This is a genomic window from Nonomuraea roseoviolacea subsp. carminata (assembly GCF_024172185.1).
Classification (GTDB): domain Bacteria; phylum Actinomycetota; class Actinomycetes; order Streptosporangiales; family Streptosporangiaceae; genus Nonomuraea; species Nonomuraea roseoviolacea.
In genome coordinates, this window is sequence record NZ_JAMZEC010000001.1 from 2,262,248 (window position 1) to 2,288,416 (window position 26,169).

A 26,169-nucleotide genomic window follows, 5' to 3' on the forward strand; every position below is an offset into this window, starting at 1 on the left:
GTCAGCGCGCTCCCGGCAGCTCGGCCACGGCGATCTCGCCGCTGGAGGCGTAGCGGAGGATCTCCGGCGAGGCGGTGGCGTCGACGACGACGGTGATCAGGCCGGTGCCGCCGGTGCGGCCGGGGGTGCCGACGCTGAAGACGAGCGCCTTGTCGGCCAGCACCCGGCTCTCGGCCTGGCTCGTACGGGCGGGAACGTAGACGACCTGCACCCGGTCGCCCTGCCGCAGCCCGGCCGGCGCCTGCCCGGCCTTGAGCGCGAGCCCCACCTTGGCCTTGCCAGGGACGAGTTCGGAGCTGGCCCGCACGCCCATGGTGTTGGTGAGCAGCGTGCCCGGGAGGATGGTCACCGCGGCGAAGCTGTCGAGCACCTGCTGCCGCTGCGCCCAGCTCACGTAGTCGAGGCCGGTGTCGGCGATCTGCACCTCCTGGAGGGCGTCCGCCGTGAACCGCTGACCAGCGCCGATCTGCTGGGTGACGCGGATCGCGGAGATCCGGTCGCCGCTGCGCATGACGAGCAGCGTCGTCGCGAGCGCCCCGCCGAGGATCAGGAGCACCGCGAGGGCGGCCAGCGCAGGCTTCCGCTCACGTGGCGGGACGGGCAGCTTGCGCGAGGCCGGGCCGGACAGCCCCGCCGCGTCGACGGCGGGCTTTTCGCTGGTCCTCATGGGTGGGGGGCTCCCATTAAGTGGAATTTTCGGAATTCACGCCATTATGTGCAGCCCGGCCGCGAGGCGGGGCGGGAATGCGAGGAACCATGCTCGTTTCGCAGGTGGGGACCTGTCAACTCAACGTATTCAATGCTTATTGTTTCTACCAAGTTGACGGCCTTGGCATTTTGGGGCTATGTGTCACAACTGTCACATCAGTCCCTATATGTTCGGGCCTTTATGTCACTTTTCAGCGGGCCGCACCGAACCACCGCATCATCGTCGCTCGCTCCATCGTCGCCGCGCACACGCGACCAGGACGGGCACGCCGTGGCCGGAGACGCGTGCAGCCAGACTCGTTCGCTGCTTCTGCTTGGCTGCAAAACAGAGATGTCACCCACCGCAGGAGAAAGCAGAACCGTTCACCGGAAACCGGGGGTGAACAGCCGGCTGCGCCACCACAACACTACGCTCGGCGGCGAGAACCCCGGGCGTGTCATCCACAGGCCATTCTCCGGGGTGCCCGGTTATCCACAGCCGGCCGTTTCCATGCCATTGGCGTCAACCCAGGAGCCTAATCTCACCGCGGGCGCTACCTTGGCGCCGAGATCCGACTGAGGAGACGGCACATGCGGATCATGCTCACCGTGCTCGGCGAGCGGGGCGACCGTGACATCGTTCTCGACGGCGACGACGGAGCCACCGTCGCCGCGGTGAGCGAGGCACTCGACCAGCGGGAGCCGCTCACCAACGTGGTCCGCCTGCCCCGTTCGCGCTCCCCCTACGATCCCTCCGCTGACGCTTCTCCGTCATGGGCCGCCGAACCGGGCGGGCGAAGGACCGAGCGTGGCGCGCGCAGGGCCGACCCGGGCGCGCGCGGCTCCGTTCGCGGCACGCAGCGGCCGGAGCCCGGCGGACGGAACGCCGCGCCGGGCGGCACGCTGTGGCGCGACGGCCGGGCCCTCGACCCCCGCGCCCCCGCCATGGCCGTGCTGCGTGACGGCGACAAGGTGACGCTCGACCCCCGCCTGGCGCACGCGACCGTCATCGAGGAGCCGGGCGGGGTGGCCGAGGTGCGCGTGGTGGGCGGTCCCGCCGCCGGCGCCGTCCACCGGCTGGGCCTCGGCGTCCATGTCATCGGCTCCGACCCCATGTGCGCGCTCACCGTGGCCGACCCCTTGCTCGCGCCCGAGGCCGTCGTCCTGCGCGTGACCCCCGGCGCGATCACCGCCGAGCCGGTCCGCCGGGCCGTCCCCGACGCTCCCGCGCTCAAGCTCAAGGGCCGGTGGGCCGACGAGGTGGCCGAGATGACCGCGCGGGTCGCGCAGCGGCAGGCCGCCGAGGCCGCGTCGCAGTCGTGGCAGCCGCCCGAGCTCGACGGCCGCCCGCTCGACGGACCGGCCGACTGGCCGGAGCACGCGGTGCTGACCTGCGGGTCGTCCGTGTTCGCACTCACGGCGATCGAGCCCCAGGACGCGCATCTCGCCCCGAGACCCGAAGGCGGGGTGGCCTACAACCGGCCGCCACGGCTGCGGCGCTCCGCCGGGGAGCGCGCGTTCGAGCGGCCCGCCGAGCCGCGCCGTTCCGAGGGCATGCGGCTGCAACTGCTCGCCGCGTTCCTGCCGGCGGTCCTCGGCTGCACGCTGGCGTACGTCATGCACCAGTGGTACTTCCTGCTCATGGCCCTGATGACGCCCGTCATCATGATCGGCCAGTGGTGGAGCGACCGGCGGCACGGCCGCAAGCAGCATCGCAAGGCGCTCAAGGAGTTCCACGAGCGACTCAGGGCGTACGAGCGGGCGGTGGAGCAGGCCAGGGCCCGCGACGAGGTGACGCGCCGGTCCGACGCCCCCGACCCCGCCGAGGTGCTGCTCACGGCGACCGGCCCGCGCAGGCGGCTGTGGGAGCGCCGCATCCACGACCCCGACGCGCTCCGCCTCCGGGTCGGTCTGGCCGATCTGCCCGCCGACCTCGACCTGACCGAGGAGCAGGGCGGGCCGATCGACCCGCCGCTCTGCCGGGCCGTCCCCGTGGCGCTGGCCATGCGCCGGCTGGGCGTCGCCGGCATCACGGGCCCGCGCGACGCCGCGACGGGCCTCGCGGCCTGGCTGGTGGGCCAGGCCGCCACCCTGCACAGTCCGCGTGACCTGGCCATCGTGGTGCTGTCGGCGCGCGGCGACGGCGAACGGCGCTGGGGCTGGGTGCGCTGGCTCCCGCACTGCGCGCCCCGCGCCGGAGAGGACTGCGTGGCCCTGGTCGGCACCGACCCGGAGTCCGCCGCGCGACGCGTCGCCGAGCTGGCCGCGCTCATCGACGAGCGCCAGAACACCGCCATCCCCGAACTGGGCAAGATCCCCACCGGCTGGGACGATCTCGGCGGGCCAGAAAGACCCGTCTTCTCCACGTACGACGACCGCCCGTACGACGTGCTGGTCCTGCTCGACGGCGCCCAGGCCCTGCGCGTCCTGCCCGGCATGCCGCAGGTGCTGCGCCAGGGCCCGCGGGCCGGCGTCTACACCCTCGCCATCGACGACGACCAGCGGCTGCTGCCCGAGGAGTGCGCGACGGCGGCCGCTTGCGGCACCGACGGTTACGTACGGCTGCGCGGCGGCGGCCTCGACGTCATCGGCCCGGTCCTGGCCGACCTCGTCTCGCCCACCTGGTGCGACCGGCTGGCCCGCGCCCTGGCCCCCATCCGCGACGTGAGCCGGGACGACCCGGCCGGCAACCTGCCCGCCGCGGCACGCCTGCTCGACCTGCTCGGCCTCGCCATGCCCACCGGCCGGACCGTCGCCGCCCGCTGGCGTGGACGCGGCTCCACCAGGGCGACGATCGGCATCGGCCCGGAGGGGCCGTTCGCGGTCGACCTCGCCCTCGACGGCCCGCACGGGCTCATCGCCGGCACGACGGGCGCGGGAAAGTCCGAGCTGCTCCAGACGCTGATCTGCTCACTGGCCGTGGTCAACCGTCCCGACCAGCTGACGTTCGTGCTCATCGACTACAAGGGCGGGGCCGCGTTCAAGGAGTGCGTCCGGCTGCCGCACACGGTGGGCATGGTCAGCGACCTCGACGGCCACCTGACCCAGCGGGCGCTCGACTCGCTCGCCGCCGAGCTGCGGCGCCGCGAGCGCCTGTTCCGGGACGCCGGCGTCAACGACATCAAGGACTACACGGGCGATCCGCTGCCGCGGCTGGTGCTGATCATCGACGAGTTCGCGGCACTGGTGGCCGAGCTGCCCGACTTCGTCGACGGCCTGGTGGCCATCGCCCGCAAAGGCCGTTCGCTGGGCATCCACCTCATCCTCGCGACCCAACGCCCCGCCGGCGTCGTCACGGCCGAGATCCAGGCCAACACCTCGCTCCGCATCGCCCTCCGGGTCACGGAACCCATGGAGTCGTCGGACGTCATCGAGATGCCGGACGCCGCACACATCTCGAAGACGACACCCGGACGCTGCTACGTGAAGTCGGGGACGGGCGCGGCGACGGCCGTCCAGACAGCCAGGGTGGGCGGCCGCAGCCCCCTCCCCCGCTCTCACGCCGCTCGCCCTCTCCTCTCGGCCCCACTCCCCGAAGACGACGGCTCCTTCCTGGCGCCACCTCGCGGAAGCGACGACTTGCTCCCGGCGCCGTCCCCTGGAAGTGACGACTTGCTCTCAGCGCCGTCCCCTGGAAGTGACGACTTGCTCTCAGCGCCGCCCGCTGGAAGTGACGACTTCCTCCCAGCGTCACCGCATGCTGCAAGTGACGGCACAGGCAGGAGCGACGACAGCGGCACCGGCGCCGGCCGCACCGATGGTGGTGGCAGCACGGGCCCCGGAGGCTTCGATCCCGGCCGGGACACAGGTGGGCAGCCCGCCCCGCGCCACTCGCGTCCTCGCCCCGACGGCCATCCTTACGGCCCCCGCCCCCAGCCCGGCAACGTCGCCAACGCTCCGCAGGCCGGCCGAAGGTCGGACGGCCGTCACCACGCCCCCTACACCCACCGGTCGTACGACGCCCTCCCCGGGGAGGCTCCTGGCCTCCCCGCCGCAGATGAGAACCTCACGCAACGGCGTGGTACGGCGGATGCTGCCGGTCGCGTCATGCCCCATGGATCACCGACCGCTGACAGCCCGGCAGACCGGCGCCCGCACACCATGCCCCCGAGCACCACGCGATCAGGCGGTTCTGCTCCCGACCCGAGAGGGGCGGCATGGGGCACGTCTTCGGCTGACCAGACCATCGGCGACGCTCGCCATGGTGCGACACCGGGCATGAGGGACGCCCATGACACGTCCCCAGGATGGACACGGGACACGTCGCTTGGGTGGACGTCAGAAGACGCGTCTCCTGGCGGACGCGCACCGGAAGACATGCCCACCACGGCAGCCTCGGACGATCTTCCTGACGACCCGGCTCGCGCAGGCGGCGCATCACCCGGCTTGTCCGGCCGAGGCAACCACCCTCCGGGCGACCGGTTTCCCGGTGTCACTCCGCTGCCCCGTACGGATGGCCTGTCAGTGCGCGGCAGGGCACCGGAGCAGGGCGGCATGCCTGGACAACGCACGGCAGCAGGCGCTGACGGCGCATCAGCGCACGGCAGGGCACCAGGAGAGGAGGGCGTGCCTGCGTTCCGCAACGCACCGGGCAGAGGTGACGTAGTGGCGCGTAGCAACGCTTCCGGTACGGATGACACGCCAGAGCGTCACAGCGCGCCGGGTATGGGTGGCGCGCCGCCAAGGCGTGGCAACGCAGCAGGCAGAGATAACGCAGCAGGCAGAGATGAGGTGCCAGGGCCACGCCGGGCCGGGCATCATGAAGCTGAGGTGCCAGGGCCACGCCAGGCCGGGCATCGTGAAGCCCTGAACGCTCTCGGCCCCGCCGACCCTCGGGCACCGGGCGGAGGCAGTGGTCCGTTCGAGATGGGCGACGAGGCTCCGGGGAGCGTACGGGTCGTAGATGTGGACTGGCGCTCTCTGGGCAGGCCCTTGCCCGCGCCGCCGGAGCCTCCCGAGGAGTCGACCGTCACCGACCTGTCCATCCTGGCGGACGCCATCGTGGAGGCGACCCGGCTGATCGGGGTACGGCGGCAGCCCAGTCCATGGCTGGAGCCGTTGCCGACGCATCTGGTTCTCGACCAGGTCCGTGCCATGACCGGGCACCCTCAGGCGTACGCGGGAATGGGCACGCCGACCGGCGATCCGACCGCGCACCAGGGACGGCTGGAACGTCCAGGAGCACACACCGGACCGACCCCCCAGATCGGCCATGTGGGGATGCGCCCCCATCCGTCCGACGAGCCCGATGTGCGCACCGGACCGATCACTCAGATCGACCGTTCAGGGACACACCGGCATCCGGTCGAACATCCTGAGGCGTACGCCGGGCCGCCTGCCCGATCTGACTCCACAGGACCACGCCGAGGCCCCAATGGAGACCCCGAGGCGCACACAGACCGGGATCGCCAGACCAGTGCCATGGGGACGCATCGCGGCCCGGCAGAACATCCGGATATGTACATCGAGCCGGATTCTCGGATCGGGCATATGGGGATGCGTGCCGGATGGGGTTCGTCCGGGTTCGTGGAGGTGGAGCCGATCGCGTTCGGCGTCATCGACCGGCCATGGGCGCAGGATCGGCGGCCTCTCGCGCTCGACCTGCGTCACGGTGGTCACCTGCTCATCGCGGGGTCGGCACGTACCGGACGATCCACGGCGCTCCGGACGGTCGCGGGCGCGATCGCAGCGCAGGCGTCCCCGGCCGATGTCCACGTGCACGCGATCGACTGCGGCTCCGGGGCGCTGCTGCCGCTCGTGGCGATGCCGCACTGCGGTGCCGTGGTGACCCGCGACCAGCTCGACCGTGTCGAACGCCTTCTCGGCCGTCTCCGCGCCGAGGTCGGCCGTCGCCAGCAACTGCTCGCGGAGGCGGGGCACGCGTCCTTGGCGGAGTACCGGGCGGCGGGGCACCGGCTTCCGTGGCTGGTGTTCATGCTGGACCGCTGGGAGGGGTACGTCGCCGCGTTCGAGAGCTACGACTACGGGCGGCTGATCGACGCGGTGCTGCAGCTGCTGCGGGAAGGGCCGGCGGTGGGGTTGCGGGCGGTGGTGACGGGCGACAGGTCGTGCCTCATGGGACAGGTCTCGACGGTGTTCGACGACCGGCTGATCCTGCGGCTGGCCGATCCCGCCGACTACGGGCTCGCGGGGCTGCCGCTCAAGGGTCTCCCCTCGTCCATGCCGCCCGGGCGGGCGCTGTCGATCGGCGAGCACGGCGTCGTCGAGAGCCAGATCGCTCTTCTGACGGCCGATCCCTCCGGCCCGGCCCAGGTGGGAGCCTTGCAGGACCTCGCGCGATCGGCCTCCGGCGACGGAAGGGGCCGGGATGTGGTGACCGCCAAGCCAGGCGGTGCCGGTCGAGGGGCGTGGCTGTGGGAGGGTGAGCCTCCGCTCCGGGTGGACGCGCTGCCCATGCGCATCACCGCCGGCGAGGCCGAGGCCCTGGCTCCCGGATTCAGCCGGCCGTCGCCGCTGTGGGCGCTGGTCGGAGCGGGCGGGGACGCTCTGGCGCCGCTCGGCATCGACCTGTACGCCCAGGGGCCCGGCGCGGTGATCGCCGGACCGCCTCGCTCCGGCCGGTCCACGGTGCTGCTGACGGCCGCTCACTCGCTCATCGCGCACGGCACGCCGGTGGTCGCGATCGCGCCCAGACGCAGCCCGTTGCGCGACCTGCGGAGTGCGGTGGCGGTCCTGGACGGAAACGCCACCGATCTCCAGGAGCTGCTGGCCGCGCATGAGGAATACGTGGTGCTGGTGGACGACGCGGAGCTGATCAGCCCGGACAGCCCTCTGGGCATGGCGCTGGAGGAAGTGCTGCGGTCAGGACGCGACGGCGACCACGGGCTGATCATCGCGGGGTCCACCGGTGATCTGACGCAGGCCTATCGGGGGTTCGTGGCGGAGACCCGTAAGTCGCGGACCGGAGTGCTGTTGTCGGTGCAGAGTCCGGCGGACGGGGATCTGTTGTCGGTGCGGCTTCCGCGTGGTGCTGTGGGGGGTCCGCCGGGGCGAGGGCTTCTCGTCACGATGGGCACCATGACCCCCATCCAGGCAGCCCTCCCGGAGGGCGATGGGTGAGGCAGGGCATCCCAGGTCGGTACGGCGCCCTCCCGTCTGCTGCGGGGGCAGCATGGGCGGTGGGATTCGACGTCATCGCAGGGGTGGGCGGTGGGCCCAGGTGGCCCAGCGCCATAGCCATTCCAGGGGGCCTTGGCGGTATCTGCGTAGCCAGAGTGTGGACCACAGCCATTGGACCGTGAGGATGCCGGCGGCGATCGACACAACCCTTGCCGAGGTCCAGCCGTCAGCCGAGCCGCCGAGGAGACGGGCGGTCACCAGGACGAGGAGCGTGGCGGTCAGGTAGTTGGTCAGCGCCATGCGGCCCAGCGGTGCGAAGACCCTCTGGAGCAACGGCCGGAGCGGGGTTTTGAGCAGGAGCAGTACGCCGCACACGTACGCGCCGGCCGTCAGCAGTCCGGCGATGCCGAACCAGGGGTTGAAATGCGTGTCGTCGGCCGAGGTTTCCGTCTGCAGCCAGGCGGCGGGCACCGCTCCGGCCACGAAACCCAGGAAAAGCGCGGCCGGCCCCCACGTGGCACGCTCGATCCTGCCGATCACGCAGTACCGGGTCAGCGCCGAGCCCAGCAGGAACAGTCCGGGCACCTCCGGCACGCCGTTGTTGCCGAGGATCGGGGGCAACGCGATGAGGACGGCGGCGAGCCCCGCGACGGCCCAGCGCGGTAGCCAGGTCGAGGGCAGGAGCACCACCAGGCCGACGACGGCGTAGATGGTCAGGATGTCGCCCCGCCACAGCAGGAACATGTGGACCAGGCCGATGGCGAGCAGCGCCAGGAGGCGGCGCAGCAGGAGCACCCGCGGGCGCGGGACTGTTCGGCTCGCGGAGTCGAGCAGCAGGGAGAAGCCGACACCGAACAGGAGAGAGAAGATCGGGAAGAAGCGTTGGTCGACGAACAGACCCGGCCATTCTTCGCCGCCTGGTCCCTTCGTCGCCGCGGCCTGCGTGACCGATACGGCGTCGATCATGTGGGCGATCGGCTTGACGTTGGCCATGAGGATTCCGCACAAGGCGAACCCGCGGATGACGTCGAGTGCGGCGATGCGAGGGCGGGGCGGTGCTGGTGCGGGGTTGGGAGAGTGGCCAGGTGTCGGGGTGGCCGCGCGAGGGTGATCGGGTCGCGGGGTGGTGGCCTGAGGGTGCGACGGTGCCGGAGTGCCCGTCCCAGGGTGACCGGATCCCAGGGCGGTGGCCTGAGGGTGCGACGGTGCCGGAGTGCCCGTCCCAGGGTGACCGGATCCCAGGGCGGTGGTGCGAGGGTGCGACGGTGCCGGGGTGGCCGTCCCAGGGTGACCGGGCGCTGATCCGGGATTGGGCGAGTGGGTGGGTGAGGGGGAGGTGGCGCCGTCGGGTTCCGGTGAGAGGGGCCGAGGGGGAGGTTGCTGTGCTGAAGGGAACTCTTCGTGGGGCATGAGGACACATCCTGCGGATGTGGGCTCGGGAGCGGCACGGGTCGAAAGCAGGGTTCGCGGCGAGGAACACCGTACTTTCGGCTGGTTCAGGGACGCTCCGCCGCTGTCCCGCTGGTGTGGTCGAGGAGGACGGCGATGCCGTCGAGCATGCGGTGCAGTCCGAACTCGAAGATGTTGTCCGGTTCGGCCGCCTCGAACGCCTCCGGTCCGAATTCCGACACCATGGGCAGTCGCGCCTCCCGTATGGAGCGGTCGAAGCTCTCGCGACGGGCCGCCGTCCACTGTTCGCGGGTGTGGCGGCTTCTGCGGGCCGCCTGCGTTTCGTAGGCGAGCGGCGCGGCGGCGCTCTGCAGGTAGGTGCCGATCATGATGGCGATCTTGGTCAGCGTGGCGAAGTCCAGGTCGTGGCCGGCCAGGGCGCGCATGCGCCAGTCGGTGTACGCCATGAGGTGCGGGGCGTTGGGCGGCCGGGTGGTGGCGACGACGAGCTGCGACAGCCAGGGGTGTCGCCGGTGCAGCGCCCATTCCTGGCGCGCGGACAGCTCCAGCTTGGCGCGCCATCCGTCGGGCCCGGGCTCGGGCAGAGGGTGGTCGGCGAAGACCGTGTCCACCATGAGGTCGTTGAGCTCCTCCCGGCCGGCCACGTACCGGTAGAGCGACATCACGCCCACCCCGAGGTCGGCGGCGATGCGCCGCATCGAGACGGCGGCGACGCCCTCGCGGTGGGCGCAGGCGAGCGCTGCCCGGACGATGACGTCCCGGTCCAGGACGGCGTCGGCATTGGCGGGGGGCTGCCGGCGGGCCTCGACCGTGGCCGGGCGTTCGGCCATCCGGGCCCGATAGGCCCGCGTCCGGCAGGCGCGCGAGCAGTAGCGCCGGGGTCGCCCGCGCTCGGCGGGCCGCAGGGCCCTCCCGCACATCTCACACGTCGTCGACATGATCACCTCAGTCTCCATCACGCGGCGCCTTCCGCCGCACCCCACTCGCCACCGCACGGCGCCACCTTCCGCCGCACCGCGCTCTCCATCCGACGATGTCCTCCGCCGCACCGCGCTCGCCACCCGACGATGTCCTCCGCCGCACCGCGCTCGCCACCCGACGATGTCCTCCGCCGCACCGCGCTCTCCACCCGACGATGTCCTCCGCCGCACCCCGCTCCCGACCTGACGGTGCCCTCCGCCGCACCCCTCCTCAGCGCAGGCGACCCTTCGACGCACGGTGATTTCCGTCGCAGGCCGCTCCTCCAGTACATCGTCCCAGCTCGTATTTCGTCACAGCGCATAATCGTGACGAAATTATAGTTCATCCCTTTTCAAATGCGTCAATCGCGAATGCAGTACGGTGTATTTATGACTCGTGCAGCGTACGCACAACAAGTGACGAACAAGACCACCCACGCCCTGGAGCTCCACGACGTGACGAAACGTCACGGCGCCGGCGACACGGCCGTGACCGCGCTGGACCGGGTGTCGCTGTCGATCCCGCACGGCACCTTCACCGCCGTCATGGGACCGTCGGGATCGGGGAAGAGCACCCTGCTCCACTGCGCGGCCGGGCTCGACCGGCCCGACTCCGGGTCCGTGGTCCTCGACGGTTACGAGCTGACCGACGCCGACGAGACGGCGCTGACCCGCTTGCGGCGCGAGCGCATGGGGTTCGTCTTCCAGTCGTTCAACCTGGTGCCTACTTTGACGGTTGCGCAGAACGTGGCCCTGCCCTTGGAGTTCGCCGGCCGCCGGGTCGACGAGCGGGAGGTGCGGGGGCTGCTGTCGCGGCTCGGGCTCGGCGACCGGCTCGACCACCGGCCCGCCGAGCTGTCCGGGGGGCAGCAGCAGCGGGTGGCCATCGCGCGCGCCATGCTGTCCCGGCCGGCCGTGGTGTTCGCCGACGAGCCCACCGGAGCGCTCGACACCCAGGCCGCGCGGGACGTGCTCCACATCCTGCGCGAGGCGGTCGACGCGAGCGGGCAGACGATCGTGATGGTGACGCACGACCCGGTCGCCGGCGCCTACGCCGACGCGGTCGTGTTCTTCAGCGACGGCCGCATCGTGGACAGCATGACCCGGCCCGACCCCGCCTCGGTGGCGGCGCGCATGGCCCGCCTGTCCGCGCCCGTGCGGCCAAGCGGGCACGCCCCGCCCTCGGCCGTGCGGCCAAGCGGGCACGTCCCGTCCTCGGCCGTACGGCAGAGCGGGCAGGCCCCGTCGTCGTCCGTACGGACGAGCGGGCACGCCCCCTCCGCGCCCGCCCCGCAGAACGGGCGCGCCCGGCACGGGGGTGACGGCCGATGAGGTGGCGGCTGGCCTGGGCCACGGTACGCGCGCATCGCACCTCCTCGCTCGCCTCGGCCGCCGTCATGGCGGCCGGCACCGCCCTGCTCACCGCGTTCGCGAGCCTGCTGGAGACCGGCCTGGCGACCGGCCGGGACAGCGGGTTCCTCATCATGCTGCCGGCGATCCTGGGCGGCTGGACGGTGGCGATCGTGGCGTTCGGGGTGGTCTCCACCGTGTCGCTGACGATCCAGCATCGCGAGCAGGAGCTGGCGTTGCTGCGGTCGATCGCGGCGAGCCCCCGGCAGATCCGGCAGAACGTGGTCGTGGAGACGCTCATCACGGCCGTGCCGGCGGCCGTGGCGGGCCTGCTGCCCGGGTTCGGGCTGGGGGCCGTCGTCCTCGGCCGGCTGGTGGGCAGCGGGCTGGTGGGCCCCGGGACGCGCCTGGCGACGGGCTGGCTGTGCGTGGTGACGGGCACGGGCGCCTCCCTGCTGGCGGCGCTCGCGGGGGCGCTGATCTCCAGCCGGCGCGCCGCCTCGATCCCGCCCGTGCGGGCGCTGGCCGCGGCGGCTCCCACCGAATCCGGCCGGGCGCTGGCCAGGGGCCGGGTGGTGGCCGGGATCGTCCTGCTCGCGACCGGGCTGAGCCTGTCGGCGGGGACGCTGTTCATGGACGACGGGCCGCTGCTGTCGAGCACCGCGGGCCCGGCGGGAGTCGCGGTCGCGGTCGGGCTGGCGCTGCTCAGCCCGGCGGCGCTGCGGCCGGTCCGCCGGTTGTCGGACGCCCGGCTCGGGGCGACCGCGCGGCTGGCCGCGCGCAACGTCCATGCCCGCGCCAAACAGAGCGGCAGCGTGGCCTCCCCACTGATCCTCCTCGTCGGCATCGCCGGCGGAACCCTGTACATGCAGACCACCGAGGACAGCGTCCCCCACGCCGCCGGGGACGTGAGCCCGCAGCTCGCCTCGGTGAACTACCTGGTCGTCGCCATGATCATCGCCTTCTCGGCGATCGTGGTGGTGAACACGCTGATCGCGGCCACCCGGCGGCGCGGCCGCGAGTTCGGGCTGCTGCGGCTGTCGGCCGCCACCCGTGGGCAGGTGCTGGCCATGGTCGCGGTCGAGGCGGCGATGACGGCGGCGCCGGCCGTCGTGCTCGGCACGGCCGCCGCCGCGGCGACCACCGTCCCCTACAGCCTGGTCAAGACCGGCTCCCCGCTCCCCTCCGGGCCGCCCTGGATGTACGCCGTCATCGTCGCGGGAGCGTTGCTGCTCGTCATGGTGGCGGTGATCCCGACCGCCGTGGCGGCGCTGCGCACCCGGCCGGTCGACGCCCTGACCGCGGCTGCTTGAGCACGCCACCGGAGGCAGCCGAGCCGATCACCCATGGAGGAAACGGAAGAAGGCGTGGGGACGGTCCGCAGTCCCCACGCCGGGCCCCTGGGCTACGCCAGGGTGCTGTCGACCGCCCCGTCGTAGGCTCCGCCCGTCCAGTTGTCGTCGTCGATGTTGATCCAGTACTCGCTCTGCCGGTCCGTGCCCTGCTCGCCTCCGCCACCGCCCATGTGCGGGGCGATGGGGACGCCCGACGACATGCCCGTCGCGCTGGAACCCCGGGCGGAGAGCTGCTGGGCGTTGCCGGCCATCGAGCCCTCGCCGCGGCCCGTCGTGGAGACGCCGTCCGCCGTCGAGCCTCCGTGGCTGTTGTACACGCCGTACGGGGTCGAGGTGCCGTTCGGGTTGGTGGTGCTGTGCGGGCTGGACGTGGTGGGCGAGGTGTAGTTGGTGGGGTTCCAGCCGGAGGTGGTGGCGTCGGGGACGGTGGGCCGGTGGTAGTCGGCGAGCTGCGTCGCCGTGGAGCCGCCCGGCATGGTGATGCCCTTGCTCGGGTCCGTGATGCCCTTGCTGGGGTCGGTCATGTGGGTTCCCGGCGTGCTGCCGCCCTGCGAGGGGTCCGTGACACCGCCGCCGGGCATGTTGACGCCGCCGGAGGTGTCGCTCCCGCCGCCGGGCATGTTGACGCCGCCCGTGCCGCCGGGACCGCCCGTGCCGTCACCCGACGTGGAACCGCCGGGACCGCCCGGCATGCCGGGGACCTTGACGTCGCCGGAGCCGCCGTCGCGCTTGCTCGGGTCGTCCCAGTTCGTGCCGCCCGTGCCGCCCGTGTCGTAGCCGTTGACGCCGCTGCCGGGGAAGTTCCCGCCGGTGTAATCGGTGGGCACGGCGTGGTTGTTCTTGAACGGGTTGTCGAAGTTGACGTCCTTGATCCCGTCGGCGCCCGGCGGCGTCGGGTCCTTGATGTCAGGCAGGTCCTTCTGGACGAAGTCCGGGAAGCGGGCGTACGCCTCGTACAGGTCCTTGTTGAAGGCGGCGAGGTGCTTGCCGGCCAGCTCGTCCTGCGAGCCGCCCTCCCACCCCTTGTCGATCGTGCGGTACACACCGCCGACGGAGTCGTCCCAGCTGCCCATGTCGCCGACCGGGTTGCTCCAGGTAGCGGTCCCGTTCTCGACGAAGTCCTTGTGCTCGCGGACGCGGTCGGCGAGGGTCTGCATCGGCTTGGCCATGCCCTCCATGCCGCCGGAGAGGTTCACGATGGTGTCGTGGAGCTGGCGCAGCGCCTTCTGCGCGTCCACGGACGCCTTGCCCTTCCAGATCCTGGCCAGCTCGGCGCTGACCTCGTCGATCACGTCCAGTGTCTGCGTCAGCCGCTCCGCGGCGTCGCTGTACGCGGTGGCGGCGCCCTGGAAGTCCTCGGTCATGAGCGACGAGATGAAGTTCTTGACCTCGGCGACGCTCCTGCCGTCGTCGTCGACGCTGAAGTTGTCGCACTGGGTCTTGATCCAGTGGGTCGCCTTGGGGCTCTTCGTGGGGTCAGCCATGTGCGATCACGCGTTCCATGAGCTCAGGTCGTTGGCCTTGTCGTAGATCCCGCCGCCGACCTTGATGAGGTCGATGGCGATGCGGAGCTTCTCGTTGACCTGCCCGTAGATGTCGGTGAGCTGCTCCTGGCCCCTCTGCGCCGTCTCGACGAACACCTTGCCGCCGTCCCAGCGCTTGATCCCCTGGACCTGCGAGCGCAGGTTCTCCAGGCTGGCCTTGGCCTGCACGTCCTGCACGCCGCCGTGCTTCATGCCGGTCAGTGCGGTGAGTTCGGCGGTGAGCTGGTCGGCGAGTTCCTGGAACTTCTTCTTGGGATCCTCGGGATGCTCGAGAAGCTCGTGATCGGCATCAAGTCCGGGCCACTTCTGGCCGCAATGCCGGTGATCCCTTGCAGGCACGACACCCTCCCCAATGGCTCTTGATCCGCAACTTTACTCGCATGGCTATCGTGCCGTACAGAAGTTGACATATCCCCCATGCCGCTCAGCCGTAACATTACGCGGGAGCCGGACCGGAACGGAGTGGCATGCAGACCCGCAAGGATCTCTACCAGGCGCATCGGTTCATGACCCAGCGCCTCGGAATGGCCCTGTTGCAGGGCGAGCCCGACCTGCCCGAATCACCCATGCGGCGGCACAACGTCGCGACGTTCGCGGGCGTGCTCATCGCGATCCTCATCGCGGCGGGCTTCGGCATCTACGGCATGCTGAAGCCGGGTGGGGCCACCAAGCTCACCGATCCCGGGCAGCTCCTCGTCGAGGAGGAGACCGGCGCGACCTACGTCTACAGCCAGCAGGAGGGCCGACTGCTGCCGGTGGCCAACTACGCCTCGGCGCGCCTGCTGCTGGACAGCGACCAGATCAAGGTGCGCAACGTGTCGTCGGAGTCGCTGGCGGGCTTCTCGCGCGGGCCGATGGTGGGCATCGCGGAGGCGCCGGACTCGCTGCCCAAGCCGCAGCGGATGGTCAAGACGCCGTGGTCGGCCTGCGTGACCGAGGGACAGGACGCCGCCGGGACCCGCCGGTCGTACGTGACGCTGGTGGGTGGCACCGAGGTCGGCGGCGTGTCACCCGACGCCACCGACGCCCTGCTCGTCAACGACGGCAGGCAGAACTGGGTGCTGTGGGCCAACCAGCGGATGGCGGTCGACAACGTCGACCGGCTCACCGACCAGGCGCCCCGCCGGGTCCCCCTCTCGTGGATCAACGCCATCCCCGAGGGCAGCCGGTTCGCCCCGCCCGTCATCACCGGACGCGGCAAGCGGCTCCCCGGCACGAACTTCCGGGTCGGGCAGGTCCTGAAGGTGGACGCCCTGGCGGGCACCCCGGCCCGCTGGTACGTGCTGCTCTCGGACGGCCTCGCGCCCATCACCCAGACCCAGGCGACCCTGCTCATCCAGGACCCCGCCAGCCATGCCGCGTACGGCCGCAACCGCGTGCGGGAGATCCCGATCGACGCGGCGAGCGCCAACGCCACCAAGCAGTCCGCCCAGACCATCAGGGGCGGCGGCATGCCGGAGACCATGCCGCGCTTCCAGGCGCCGGCGGCGTCGGCCCCGCTGTGCATGGTGTACGCCGACCTGCTCAAGGGCTCGGTCAAGGGCCGGCTGACGGTCGGCAGCACGGTGCAGATCAGGGCGCCGAAGTCGGCCGGCGCCGCCGACAAGTTCGACCAGGTGGTGCTGCCGCCGGGCGGCGCCGCGGTGGCCGGTCTGCTGCCGGGCGAGGGCCAGCTCCCGTCGGTCACCCAGTTCTACCTGATCAGCGATCAGGGCAGGAAGTTCCGGCTGGTGACGCCCGACGTCGTGACGAAACTGGGCTACAGCGCGGCGGATGTCGCCCCCCTGCCGCCCCATCTGCTGCGGCTGATCCCGGACGGGCCGGCGCTGGACCCGGCCGCCGCCGGCACTCCGCTGACCGGAACCCCGGGGCTGCGCTCCTCGGGGCCGTGAACTGCGCATTTCATGGACGGTAAATACAGGTAAACGCTAGTATTCGAGGGTTTGGTGTTCCTTTAAGTGGTTTGGGGGGCATATGGGGGACGCTGCCAACGGGTACGACGTCATACCGACAAATCTGACCAAGGCCGTGCAGTCCTGCGCCGACCAGAGGCAGCCCGTCAAGGACTGCATCGCCGGCTTCGGGCCCGCGAGGCTCACCAAGAGAGACTTCTCCCAAGCCCCACAGGCTGACGAGCTGGCCGCCTCCTACGTGGACGGCACGCAGGAGATGAATTTCGAGGACAAGCGGTACGACTCCGTCGTCGCCTACCTGAACGACCTGCATGACGCGCTGCAGTGGCTGGCCGACTCCCTGGACGCGTCGGCGTACAACTACACGTTCGCCGACCTGGCCAACCAGGGCAAGGCGACGCCATGACCGAAGGTCACATCAACCCGCTGCAGTGGAACTGGACGAGGTGGCCGTTCGACTTCGACCTGGGCTCGGTCCTCAACCCCGAGCCGCTGGTCGCCACGATCAAGGCGATGTGGTTCTCCATCCCCTCGCTGGTCGGCGCCGACGACGCCGAGGGGCGGCTGCGGCACGCGGCCGAGGCGCACGAGCTCATGGCCGAGCGGCTCCGCAAGATCTTCGAGGTCCTCGACACCCGGGCCCAGGGCCAGAGCGACGGCTACATGGACCGGATCATCAAGGAGTGGAAGGGCAAGGCCGCCGACGAGTTCCGCAAGGTCTGGGGCGAGGTCGTCAAGCAGGAGAACCGGCAGGCGGTCGCGACCAGCGCGACCGGCATCGCGAAGATCCTGCGGGCGGTCGCCGACTCCTCGGCGATGACCAGGACGGCCCTGATCGAGCTGCTCAAGGCCGCGGCCATCTGGGCCGGCGCGTTCATGGCCCTCAGGTGGCTCGCCCGCACGTGGGGCCCCGCCCTCGCCGCTCAGTTCGCCGTCTACGCCGCGTACCTGCGCACCACCCGCCTGGTCGGCATGGCCCTCCAGGTGCTGATCAGGTTCCTGACGATGCTGCGCACCTGCGCGCTGGCGCTGCGCAACCTGCCCGTCGTGGGCCGGCTGCTCCTGCGCATCACGCCGGGAGCGGCCCGGCTGCGCTCGCTGAAGGCCGCGGCCGCGTTGACCAGGGTCGAGGTGGAGGCCGCCAAGTTCGGGAAGTACGCGGGCTACGCCGAGAAGGCCGGCAAGACCAGCTTCGCCAGCTTCGCGAAGACGTCCGGCTGGGTCTACACCGGCGTCATCGGCTCCCAGATGCTCTCCCAGGGCATGCAGGGCAACAGCATCTTCAACCTCGACCCGTTGACGTTCGCCCAGGCCGCCCGCATCACGACGGGCGCCACCCTGGCCGCCACCTTCGCGCCCCTCTCGGGCCTCAGCACCAAGGGCCTCGCCAGCGGTGGCACGGCCGGCTCCTTCACGGCGCCCCTGACCAAGTCGGGCCAGGCCGTGGTCGAGTCCGGCGAGGCGTTCGGCGGCTTCGTCTCGTTGCGCAACCCGGCGTACGAGGCGCTCAAGAAGAGGCTGCCGACGATCGGCGGCGGCCGGGGCAACGCGCACAAGACGTTCTACCAGGCCATCCCGACGGCAGTCTTCCGCGTGTGGCGGCCTCTGCACACCACGGAGAAGCCCGAGGAGCTGCCGCAGTGGCAGCAGCCGAGCACCGGCGAGCACACGTTGCAGGCGCCCCCGCGGGTGCACATGACGACGGCGAAGGTCGGCTACTGGCCGGTCAACGGCACCCTGGCCGAGATCTCGCAGAAGGTGTACGGCGACCCGGGGCGCTGGCGTGAGATCTACGACGCCAACAAGGACATCATCGGGCCGGACCCGCAGAAGCTGCGGGCGGGCCAGGTCCTGCGCATCCCGCTGGACGACTGACCCCGGCGGGGCGGCCGTGATCGTCGGCCGCCCCGGCGCGGTTGCTAGATCTGCATGGACTTGCTCGGGTCGTCCATCTTCTGGGTGAGGCCGAGGTTCTTGTCGTACTGGAGCTCGGTGCCGGAGAACGGCGGCAGGCCGTTGCCCGACTTCAGGGCGCTCATCTCCGTCGGCAGGCCCTTGTCCATCAGGGGGAAGAACTTGCCGGTCATCTCGGTCTGCTTGATGGCCATGTAGAGGACACCGGCGAAGATGCCGAGGATCTTGACCAGCTTCCAGACGGAGGCCCTCGTCGTGCTGGTCGCCGTGGAACCCGCCGAGTTGGACAGCAGCACGGCGGCGACGCGGCCGGCCGGGTGCAGCCTGGCCCACACCATGGCGATGCCGACAGCCAGCATGACCCCCGCGACGACGTTGAACAGGATCGCGAGGACCTTGAACGCCTTCTGGGTCGCCTCCACCCCCGCGCCGTTGAGGTTGCGCAGCTCGGCGAGGGCGTCGACGCCCTGGCGGAACTTGTCATAGGCGTCCTCGAAGGTGTCCCAGGCGCCGCCCTCCCACTTGCCCTCGTCCTTGAGTCGCTTCTTGAAGGCGGCCATCTCCGTCTTCAGATCGTCGAGCTCTTCGATCAGGCCGTGAGCTTCCTTGGTCCTCCACAGGTTGGTCGCGTTCCCCATCCCGGTGATGTGGCCGTAGCACGTGCCCATGAGGGCCACCACGTACCAGGGCCACTTGCCGCCGATGAGACCCGCCGCCACCGTCGTCGTGGCGATGGCCCCCAGCATGACTTTCTCGTCGGCCACTTAGACGTCCACCCCGATCGTGCTGGGCGCCGTGGGATCGTCGCCGCCCCAGACGCTCTCCTCCGCGCGCAGCCCGTACTTGTCGTCGCCGTCGCGCGACTGGTCCTGGCCGGGTTGCGGGCTCATCGGCATCATCGGCATCATCGGCATGCCGCTGCCCGACAGGCCCGCCGTCGCGGAACGCAGCCCCGCCTGCAGGGCGCCCGCGTTCGCCCCTCCACCGCTGAACGTGCCACCGCCGGTGTTCGGGCTGGTGGAGGTCTGGACCGGGTTCACGCTCCTCGCGACGCTGTTCGGGTCGGCGTTGAGGGCGCTCATGTCGGGCGTCCTCATCTGGGGCTGCTGGTAGTCGGAGAGCTCCGTGCCCGTCGGGACCTTGGCGTTGATGCCGGACATGTCGGGCATCCGCTGGCCGTTGAGCGCCGACTCGATGTCGGGCACCTTGGTGTTGACCCCGCCGAGACCGTTCGGCAGGTCGGCGCTGGGCATCTTCGGCAGGTCGGTGCTCGGCATCTTGGGCAGGTCGGTGCTCGGCATCTTCGGGATGTCCTGCTTCGGCAGGTCCGTCTTCGGCAGGTCCGGCTTCCCGTCGCCGTTCAGGTCGACGTCGGGGATGCCGTCGCCGTTCAGGTCCTTGTCCGGGATGCCGTCGCCGTTGACGTCGACGTCGGGGATGCCGTCGCCGTTCCGGTCGATGTCCGGGATGCCGTCGCCGTTGAGGTCGGGCAGCCCCTTGCCACCCAGGTCGGGCAGCCCCTTGCCGCCGAGGTCGGGCAGCCCTCCCGGGCCAGGGGGGGTCTTCAGGCCGCCCAGGTCACCGAGGCCGCCCAGGTCGCCCAGGCCGGTTTTGACTTGCTGCATGGTGTCGCTGCCGGCGCCGGTGTAGTTGGTGTCGGAGTCGTGCAGCGCCTGCTTGTAGCTGTCCAGGGACGCCTGGGCCAGCTTCGCCGCCTCGCGATGTTTCTCGATGGCCTTGTCGTGCAGGCTGTTCACGCCCATGCCCACCACGGCGAAGTGCGGATAGGGCACCCCCAGGCCGTTGTCCCTGTCGTCCAGCGCCTGGAGGGTGTCCTTCTGCTGGTCGAGGCCCTTGCCGGCGTTCTTGAGCTTCCCCTCGGTGAACGAGACGCGCGACACCGCGCCGGCCGTCAGTCCGTTGAGAGCGCCGTTCTGGCCGAGGGCGCCGAACGCGTCGTTCGATCCGTTCGCCGGCATCTTTCCTACACCTGCTCCTGTCCTCCGAGAACCCCACCGGGCAAGCCATGCGTGCCCGCGACGTCCCAATCCTGCGCGAGGTAGTAGGTCCGCGGAAGCTCCTCGCCGTCCTCGGCGCCCGGGCCGCCGCCGAGGAGCGGCGCGACGGGCATGCCGGTCGAGCCGCCGCCGGACCCGCGCACGGAGCCGGCCGGGAGCGCCTCTCCCGCCATCGAGCCCACGCCGCCGCCGTGCGGGTTGCCCAGCACCGACGGCACGTACGGCGTGCCGCCCGTGGGGCTGAGCTGGTTCAGCGGCGTGACCATCGTGGTGGTGGGGGTGGTGAACGGGTTGGAGTACGTCGTGGTCGTCGGCGACCAACCGGTGGTGGTGGGCGTGGTCAGCGTGTTGGGCGGCTGGTAGCTCTCCATCTCGGTCCGGTGCGACGGGGTGTCGTCGCGGCCGAGGACCGGCGGGGCGGTGCCGTCCCTGCTGCCGGACGTGGAGCCCGGGTCGTGCGAACCGGGGGTCTGCCCGTCCGGGCCGCCCGGGGTCTGGCCGTTCGGGTCGCCGGGGCCGCCGGGGTTCTGCCCGTCGGTGGAGCCGTCGCCGGTGCCCGTCCCCGTGCCGCCGTCGGAGCCGCCCGGGTGGCCGCTGCCGCCCGTGCCGCCGGTCCCGCCCGTGCCGTCGGAGCCGCCCGAGTGGCCGTTGCCGCCGCCGGTCGAGCCGCCGTGGTCGCCGGAGCCGCCCGTGTGGCCCGTGCCACCCGTGCCGCCCGAACCGCCCGTGTGACCGATGCCGCCGCTGCCGGTGAAGCCGCCGGTCCCAGTGTCGTAACCGCCGCCCGCGCCGCCGTTGCCGCCGCCGTCGATGCCGCCGACGCTCTTCGGGTACGGGGTCGAGCTGTAGGTGCCCGTGCCGCCCGGGACGGAGACGGCCGGCAGCTCGTAGGAGACGTCGTGCGGCACCTGGAGGGTGTACAGGTCGACGATCTTCTTGTTGAGTTCCCGCATGGCCTGCTGGGCCTCGCGATCCTCGGCCGCCTTCTTGGCCGCCGCGTCGGCCGCGGTCTTGGTCTCCGCGTCGCCGTACGTGCCGCCGCCGCTGTTCTCCTCCTGGGCCTTGATGCCCTCGACCTTGGAGATCGTCTCGGGGATGTAGCCGGCGTACTGGCGCAGCGCCGAGCCCATCATCTCCAGCTTGGTGGCCAGCTCGCCGCCGGTGGCGTGCATCATCTGGATGGCGTGCCTGGCCTTGCTGGCGTCGGCGCCCTTCCAGACCTGGAGGATCTTGCCGGCGTGCTCCTCCAGCGTCTTCATGCTGCTCTCGACGGCGCTGGCCGCCTTCTCGTAGGCGAAACCCGCGTCCTGGATCTGCGACGGCTGCGTCTTGTTCAGCAGGTGCAGGATCTCGTCCTTGGACGCGTTGACCGTGCCGCCCTCCGGCATCTTGTCGAAGGACAGGATGACGACGACCTGCCGGCCCGTCTTCCGCTCGGCCATCACGCACCGCCTTCCGTCGCGGTGTCGGCGGCGCCATGGTTGGCGGCGTTCGCCTCGATGGCCGCGACGACGTCCTTGAGGGCCTGGATGTACTGCTTGTACACCTCAGCGAACTTGTGCGCGCCGCTGTTCTTGCCGACCGTGGACGCGAAGGCGCTGGCGTCGTGCCAGGTGCCGATCTGCGCCTCGGTGAGCTGGCAGTGGTCGAGGATGGCGTTGACCGAGCCGGTCGTGTACCCCTCGGCCGAGCCGGAGCCCTCCAGGGCGCCGATGGCGGTCTTCAGCTCCTCGGCGATCTTCCGCATCGCGGAGGGCGAGTGCTCCCGCGCCCCGCCGCCATCGAAGAGATCAGGATCGATGTACAGGGGATCGGTGCCCCCGTCAATCGCGTCCTTCTGGGTCATCCCAACCCCCTAGACGAGCGAACTCGGCCACCGCGTCACGCGATGACCGAGAGAGAACGGCTGCCGCGTGCGGCGTCAGTCGGACCAGATCGCGATGTTGCGCTTCTCAGCGGCACGGTAGTTGCCGTTCGCGATCTGAACGACCTGGGCCGCGTTGAAGAGCTGCTCGCCCATGCGGACCTCGTGCTCGTTCCACTCGCGCTTCTTCTCCTCGAACCACGTGCGGGCGCCGCCGACCCAGATCTCGTTGAGCTCGTTGTGGAGGTCCTTGTAGAGGTCGTCCGTGGCCTTGTCGAGCTCGGTGATGACTTTCTTCAGGTCCTCGTACGCGAGGTCCATGTTGTCGAAATGGATGCGTACGCGGTCGTCGAGGTAGTCGTTCGGGTTCTTCGGGTTCGCCATGATGATCCTCCGTGTTGTTCAGGCGCTCAGCGGGCGGACGGGGCGGAGGGCGTGTGCGCGTTGATGAGCGAGTCGATTCCGCCGGTCTGGCCCGCGTGCATGAGGCCGTGGACGAGGTCCATGTCGTGGTCGGCAGCGTTGGCGTACACGCCCGCGCCGATGTTGAGCTTGTCGTAGATTCCCTCAAGAATCTTGCGGACCTCGATGAACTCCAAGTCCCACTGGTCGAGCGCCCGGCCGAAGGCCCGGGCGGCGTTGGCCTCCCAGTTGGCCATGATGAAGGCCTTGATCTCCTGGACACGCCGGCGCTGGCCTTCGATGTATTGGGCAGTGCTCTGGCAGTAGCCCGCCGCCTTCTTGAGGGACGTCGGGCTGGTTGCCGCCAGAGCGGCGTCGATGTCCGCCATTGGACCTCCATGTCAGCAGGGCTTGATCTGGCTCGCGGCGCCCCGGGTCGCGCGACCCGATGATCCCCGCAAAACATCATCAAAGGGCATGTTAGCTACCACGCGCCCCATAAATAACAGAGACTTAACATAACAGAAAGATCACGAGAAGGCGACTTTTCGGGAAACGCCCTGGTGGGAGCGATGCGTTTTCCTGACACATCCGAAGAGGCTTTGGTGGCCCTACGCGGTAAAAGTTGTTGTCTGTACGGTTCGGTGATCACGGGGCTAGGCTTTTCCAGGGTTTCGCCGTTTGACCAGCGTGGTTGGAGGGGCATCGGTGACTGAGGTCACGGGCGGGGAGAGGCCGAGCATCGAGAGCCTGCTCAACTGGAGCAGCCCGCCCCCGGGCGCGGCCGGGATCGCGGTCGGCGAGCCCGATCCGCACGGGCGGCCCGGCGGTCCGGGTGAGCCCGGCGGCCCCCGCGAGCCCGGACACCACGACTGGCCCGGCGGCCATGACGGCCCCGGCGGCCCCGGCGGCCCCGGCGGCGACCACGGTGGCCATGAGGGGCACGGCGGTCACGGTGGTGACCATGGCGGCTCCGGAGGCGACGACGGCAGGTACGGCGTGCCGGGAGGCGAGGCCGGCACGGGTGACGCGGGCACGGGCGACGACGGGATCGGCTGGGGCGTCAACGGGCCGGACGCGAACCTGGAGGTCATCTTCACCAGCGACGGGACCTCCAACCGCGACCACACCGGCGGCCAGGACAGCACCGGCCGCGACGACACCGGCGGCCAGGGCGACTCCCGGGACGGCGGCGACGAGCCGGTGGACACGGAGCCCGGCATGGTGGACCCGCAGGCTGCGGTGGGCGACCCGCAGTGGGAGCCGTCCGACGCCCAGCAGGACGACCCGGACCTCGGGACGGACGACAACGAGGCCGTGGACCCGCTGGACCCCGAGGGTCCGGACGCGCCCGTGGAGGAGGCCACCGACCCCGAGTCCGACGGCAAGGACGGCGACGGCCAGGGCGACCCGAACGGACAGGACGACGGCTCCCAGGGCGACGGCTCAGGCGACGACAACCAGGGCGAGTCGGGGCAGGACGGCACCGGCGGCACGGGTGACCAGGGAACCGGCGATCCCGGAAACGGCGACCAGGGCACCGGGACCGGCGACGGAACGGGCACTGGGGACGGAACCGGTACCGGGACGGGTGACGGCACAGGAACCGGCACCGGGGACGGGAGCGGTACGGGTACTGGGGACGGAACCGGCACGGGTACAGGTGACGGCACAGGTACCGGCACAGGAACCGGTGACGGCACGGGAACCGGCACCGGCACCGGAGACGGCACCGGGACAGGGACCGGCACCGGAACTGGAGACGGCACCGGGACAGGGACCGGCACCGGAACCGGAACGGGCGACGGCACCGGTACGACCCCGGGCGCCGAAGACCCCACCGGCGGCGGCCTGGGCGGCCTTCCCACCGGCACCGGCGGCGGAGGCGGAGGCGGCACCGACGGCAAGGGCACTGACGGCAAGGACGCCGACGGCAAGGACACCGGCGACAAGGACGCCGGCCTTGGGGGTGGCGGCGACGGCACCGGCGGTGCTGGGACCGGCGGGGGCGACGGCACCGGCGGCGCCGGTGGCAAAGACGGCAAGGACCAGGGCAAGGAGAAGGAGCCCAAGAAGACCCGGGAGCAGATCCTCGCCGACGGCAACGTCGGCGGGGGCTGGCGCAACGCCGACCCCGAGGGCATGACGAACCTCGGCAAGGCGGTGGCGCCCACCGACGGCGGCAAAGGCGGCACACCCGGCGACCATATGGGCGAGGCCGAGCGCAAGGCACGCGACGGCGGTCTCACCTTCGGGCTGGGCGTGGTGGGGCTCGTCACGTTCGTCCCGTCCTACAGCCAAGCCCGGACCGCGGCCGCCGACTACCTGAAGAACGCCAAGACGCAGCTCGGCGTCTGGCAGCAGCAGCTCGACGCCGGCGCCAAGACCGTGACCCAGGCCAACGACGCCAGCAACGTGAACCACAAGTGAGCGGGGACTGAGATGGACAACTACGACGCCGGTCTGGCGCTCTACATCGAGGGCATCGCCGCGAGCATCGGGGCGTCGTACTTCGCTGTCAATCCCATGTTGAAGTTCATCGCCAAGTACATCGGCACGTCGATCGGCACCATCCTCTCCAGCCCCGGCGCCATCAATGACGAAGGGAACAGGTCCGGTGACCTGGGCGAGACGGTGGGGAAGGCCGCGATCATGCTGAAGGAGGCGTTCGACAAAGTCACCGATGAGCAGTGGGAGAAGATGGGCCGTGAGGCGGCAGAGCAGGCGAAGGAGAAGTTCGGCGTGGAGGCCACCGACGCCAAGGAGGTTTTCGACGGGATGAAGGACCTCCTGCACTCACTCGCCAACCTGTCCCTGGCCGGTGCGGTCGTGAGCGGCGTGGTCGGAGCGACCATTGTGTCCCTCGTCCTGCTCAGCAATGCGACCAAGGTCCTCGGCCCGCTCAGCGCGAGCACGGACATCGCCACCGTCGGCGCCGGCAACAGCCTCATGAACCTCGTCAGATACGTCGTGGGCAGGAACCGCCTGGCCTTCGTCACGGCGGCCTCACTGACCAGCGGGATGGCGGCGATCTTCATGATGCGGGCCAACAGCACCGCGGCCAAGGTCACGCACCCCACGGGCACGAAGGCGCCCGACTTCAAGCAGGTCTACCTCCCGGACCTGCCCCGGCAGGACGCGAAGGGCAGGCGCTTCGACGGCTGAGGTCCGGCCGGCGGCCACACCGCCGGCGGCGCCTCGGGGTCGCGGTCAGAGGTCGAGGCGGCGGCGGATGCGGTCGAGCTCGCCCATGACGTCCTCGAACGTCCGGTTGTACGCCGCCTCCGCCTCCTTGATCTTGTTGAGCGCCTCGTCGGGGTTCTCGACGAACTTCATCGGGTTGTCGTCCTCACCGAACGCCTCCGACATGGCGCCGCTGACCTGGACCTGCAGGTCGGCGGCGGCGTCCCGCAGCACGACCTTGATGAGGTCGGCCAGCTCCCCCGAGGACAGCCGCATCGCCTTGGGGTGGAGCTGGAGCTGGCGCACTCCCTCGCTGCCGTACTCCACCGTCACCAGGCCGTCCTCGTCCTGCGCGCGGCCGACGATGTCGGTCATGGACTTCTGGAGCTCCTCGATCCGGGCGAACTGCTCGTCAGCCCCCTTGAGCAGCTTGTCGATGTCGATGTTCGCGAAGTCTCCGAATTCCTGCATTACCGCTCCACCTTCGCAT

The 26,169-nt window shown here is 70.9% G+C and carries 20 protein-coding genes; 8 read left to right on the plus strand and 12 right to left on the minus strand.

The genetic code is table 11. The features are described 5' to 3' along the window. Nucleotide 1: 1 nt before the first annotated feature. Entirely contained in the window at nt 2–667 is a 666-nt protein-coding gene (locus HD595_RS10225; RefSeq protein ID WP_253767904.1) for a hypothetical protein, read from the minus strand. Between the two features lie 611 nt (nt 668–1,278). Here HD595_RS10225 and HD595_RS10230 point away from each other — a divergent pair. Beyond that, the gene (locus tag HD595_RS10230; RefSeq protein WP_253767906.1) at nt 1,279–7,767 is read left to right on the plus strand and encodes an FtsK/SpoIIIE domain-containing protein; all 6,489 of its coding nucleotides are present in this window, start codon (nt 1,279–1,281) and stop codon (nt 7,765–7,767) included. Between the two features lie 72 nt (nt 7,768–7,839). Here the strand turns inward: HD595_RS10230 and HD595_RS10235 are convergent, their stop codons facing one another. Together HD595_RS10235 and HD595_RS10240 are read right to left on the minus strand one after the other, a co-directional pair. Continuing rightward, nucleotides 7,840–8,760 carry a DUF418 domain-containing protein gene (locus tag HD595_RS10235; protein WP_253767908.1) on the minus strand — a complete coding sequence of 307 codons (921 nt, stop codon included), beginning with the start codon at nt 8,758–8,760 and terminating at the stop codon, nt 7,840–7,842. A gap of 503 nt (nt 8,761–9,263) precedes the next feature. Next, a complete protein-coding gene (locus HD595_RS10240) occupies nt 9,264–10,115 on the minus strand; it encodes a TetR/AcrR family transcriptional regulator (protein ID WP_301309484.1) in 852 nt (283 codons plus the stop codon). Nucleotides 10,116–10,553: 438 nt separating this feature from the next. Here HD595_RS10240 and HD595_RS10245 point away from each other — a divergent pair, with 438 nt between their 5' ends. Together HD595_RS10245 and HD595_RS10250 are read left to right on the plus strand one after the other, a co-directional pair. Continuing rightward, nucleotides 10,554–11,468, plus strand: coding sequence for an ABC transporter ATP-binding protein (locus tag HD595_RS10245; protein WP_308211116.1), 915 nt, complete (start codon nt 10,554–10,556; stop codon nt 11,466–11,468). Then, on the plus strand, nt 11,465–12,799 hold the full coding sequence (locus HD595_RS10250) for an FtsX-like permease family protein (RefSeq protein WP_253767912.1): 1,335 nt from the start codon (nt 11,465–11,467) through the stop codon (nt 12,797–12,799). Before HD595_RS10245 ends, HD595_RS10250 begins: the two co-directional genes overlap by 4 nt. A gap of 92 nt (nt 12,800–12,891) precedes the next feature. Here HD595_RS10250 and HD595_RS10255 read toward each other — a convergent pair whose 3' ends face one another. Further along, on the minus strand, nt 12,892–14,325 hold the full coding sequence (locus tag HD595_RS10255) for a WXG100 family type VII secretion target (protein ID WP_253767920.1): 1,434 nt from the start codon (nt 14,323–14,325) through the stop codon (nt 12,892–12,894). Between the two features lie 6 nt (nt 14,326–14,331). Further along, nucleotides 14,332–14,724, minus strand: a complete 393-nt coding sequence (locus HD595_RS10260) for a hypothetical protein (protein ID WP_253767921.1) — start codon at nt 14,722–14,724, stop codon at nt 14,332–14,334. 128 nt (nt 14,725–14,852) lie between these two features. Here HD595_RS10260 and eccB point away from each other — a divergent pair, with 128 nt between their 5' ends. The 3 genes from eccB to HD595_RS10275 all read left to right on the plus strand — a co-directional run bounded on the left by eccB (nt 14,853) and on the right by HD595_RS10275 (nt 18,173). Continuing rightward, complete coding sequence (eccB, locus tag HD595_RS10265) at nt 14,853–16,277, plus strand: type VII secretion protein EccB (protein WP_253767923.1); 1,425 nt, start codon at nt 14,853–14,855, stop codon at nt 16,275–16,277. 82 nt (nt 16,278–16,359) lie between these two features. Then, complete coding sequence (locus HD595_RS10270; RefSeq protein ID WP_253767925.1) at nt 16,360–16,704, plus strand: hypothetical protein; 345 nt, start codon at nt 16,360–16,362, stop codon at nt 16,702–16,704. Further along, entirely contained in the window at nt 16,701–18,173 is a 1,473-nt protein-coding gene (locus tag HD595_RS10275) for a LysM peptidoglycan-binding domain-containing protein (RefSeq protein WP_253767927.1), read from the plus strand. The genes HD595_RS10270 and HD595_RS10275 overlap by 4 nt, the downstream gene beginning before the upstream one ends. Nucleotides 18,174–18,217: 44 nt before the next feature. Here HD595_RS10275 and HD595_RS10280 read toward each other — a convergent pair whose 3' ends face one another. The 6 genes from HD595_RS10280 to HD595_RS10305 form a co-directional block, all read right to left on the minus strand. After that, nucleotides 18,218–18,976, minus strand: coding sequence for a hypothetical protein (locus HD595_RS10280; protein WP_253767929.1), 759 nt, complete (start codon nt 18,974–18,976; stop codon nt 18,218–18,220). Next, nucleotides 18,977–20,191: a hypothetical protein gene (locus HD595_RS10285; protein WP_253767931.1), complete on the minus strand. Its 1,215-nt coding sequence runs from the start codon at nt 20,189–20,191 to the stop codon at nt 18,977–18,979. A 5-nt stretch (nt 20,192–20,196) separates the two neighbouring features. Further along, nucleotides 20,197–21,672 (minus strand): WXG100 family type VII secretion target, encoded by a 1,476-nt coding sequence (locus HD595_RS10290; RefSeq protein WP_253767933.1) that lies wholly within the window; start codon nt 21,670–21,672, stop codon nt 20,197–20,199. Then, nucleotides 21,672–22,076: a hypothetical protein gene (locus HD595_RS10295; RefSeq protein WP_253767935.1), complete on the minus strand. Its 405-nt coding sequence runs from the start codon at nt 22,074–22,076 to the stop codon at nt 21,672–21,674. Before HD595_RS10295 ends, HD595_RS10290 begins: the two co-directional genes overlap by 1 nt. A 75-nt stretch (nt 22,077–22,151) precedes the next feature. Continuing rightward, the gene (locus HD595_RS10300; RefSeq protein ID WP_253767937.1) at nt 22,152–22,478 is read right to left on the minus strand and encodes a WXG100 family type VII secretion target; all 327 of its coding nucleotides are present in this window, start codon (nt 22,476–22,478) and stop codon (nt 22,152–22,154) included. Nucleotides 22,479–22,504: 26 nt separating this feature from the next. After that, entirely contained in the window at nt 22,505–22,885 is a 381-nt protein-coding gene (locus tag HD595_RS10305) for a WXG100 family type VII secretion target (protein ID WP_253767939.1), read from the minus strand. 319 nt (nt 22,886–23,204) lie between these two features. On the opposite strand from HD595_RS10305, the gene HD595_RS10310 reads away from it, so the two are divergent. Beyond that, nucleotides 23,205–24,926, plus strand: a complete 1,722-nt coding sequence (locus HD595_RS10310; RefSeq protein WP_253781473.1) for a hypothetical protein — start codon at nt 23,205–23,207, stop codon at nt 24,924–24,926. A 12-nt stretch (nt 24,927–24,938) separates the two neighbouring features. Further along, nucleotides 24,939–25,661: a hypothetical protein gene (locus HD595_RS10315; protein WP_253767941.1), complete on the plus strand. Its 723-nt coding sequence runs from the start codon at nt 24,939–24,941 to the stop codon at nt 25,659–25,661. A 45-nt stretch (nt 25,662–25,706) separates the two neighbouring features. Here the strand turns inward: HD595_RS10315 and HD595_RS10320 are convergent, their stop codons facing one another. Further along, on the minus strand, nt 25,707–26,150 hold the full coding sequence (locus HD595_RS10320; RefSeq protein ID WP_253767943.1) for a YbaB/EbfC family nucleoid-associated protein: 444 nt from the start codon (nt 26,148–26,150) through the stop codon (nt 25,707–25,709). Between the last annotated feature and the right edge of the window lie 19 nt (nt 26,151–26,169).

Bases quoted from the DNA above. Each gene is read 5' to 3' on its own strand.
- eccB (WP_253767923.1), top strand. From the start codon at position 14,853: ATGCAGACCCGCAAGGATCTCTACCAGGCGCATCGGTTCATGACCCAG.
- HD595_RS10300 (WP_253767937.1), bottom strand. From the start codon at position 22,478: ATGGCGAACCCGAAGAACCCGAACGACTACCTCGACGACCGCGTACGC.
- HD595_RS10275 (WP_253767927.1), top strand. From the start codon at position 16,701: ATGACCGAAGGTCACATCAACCCGCTGCAGTGGAACTGGACGAGGTGG.
- HD595_RS10305 (WP_253767939.1), bottom strand. From the start codon at position 22,885: ATGGCGGACATCGACGCCGCTCTGGCGGCAACCAGCCCGACGTCCCTC.
- HD595_RS10230 (WP_253767906.1), top strand. From the start codon at position 1,279: ATGCGGATCATGCTCACCGTGCTCGGCGAGCGGGGCGACCGTGACATC.
- HD595_RS10225 (WP_253767904.1), bottom strand. From the start codon at position 667: ATGAGGACCAGCGAAAAGCCCGCCGTCGACGCGGCGGGGCTGTCCGGC.
- HD595_RS10270 (WP_253767925.1), top strand. From the start codon at position 16,360: ATGGGGGACGCTGCCAACGGGTACGACGTCATACCGACAAATCTGACC.
- HD595_RS10290 (WP_253767933.1), bottom strand. From the start codon at position 21,672: ATGGCCGAGCGGAAGACGGGCCGGCAGGTCGTCGTCATCCTGTCCTTC.
- HD595_RS10240 (WP_301309484.1), bottom strand. From the start codon at position 10,115: ATGTCGACGACGTGTGAGATGTGCGGGAGGGCCCTGCGGCCCGCCGAG.
- HD595_RS10320 (WP_253767943.1), bottom strand. From the start codon at position 26,150: ATGCAGGAATTCGGAGACTTCGCGAACATCGACATCGACAAGCTGCTC.
- HD595_RS10255 (WP_253767920.1), bottom strand. From the start codon at position 14,325: ATGGCTGACCCCACGAAGAGCCCCAAGGCGACCCACTGGATCAAGACC.
- HD595_RS10235 (WP_253767908.1), bottom strand. From the start codon at position 8,760: ATGGCCAACGTCAAGCCGATCGCCCACATGATCGACGCCGTATCGGTC.
- HD595_RS10315 (WP_253767941.1), top strand. From the start codon at position 24,939: ATGGACAACTACGACGCCGGTCTGGCGCTCTACATCGAGGGCATCGCC.
- HD595_RS10295 (WP_253767935.1), bottom strand. From the start codon at position 22,076: ATGACCCAGAAGGACGCGATTGACGGGGGCACCGATCCCCTGTACATC.
- HD595_RS10285 (WP_253767931.1), bottom strand. From the start codon at position 20,191: ATGCCGGCGAACGGATCGAACGACGCGTTCGGCGCCCTCGGCCAGAAC.
- HD595_RS10250 (WP_253767912.1), top strand. From the start codon at position 11,465: ATGAGGTGGCGGCTGGCCTGGGCCACGGTACGCGCGCATCGCACCTCC.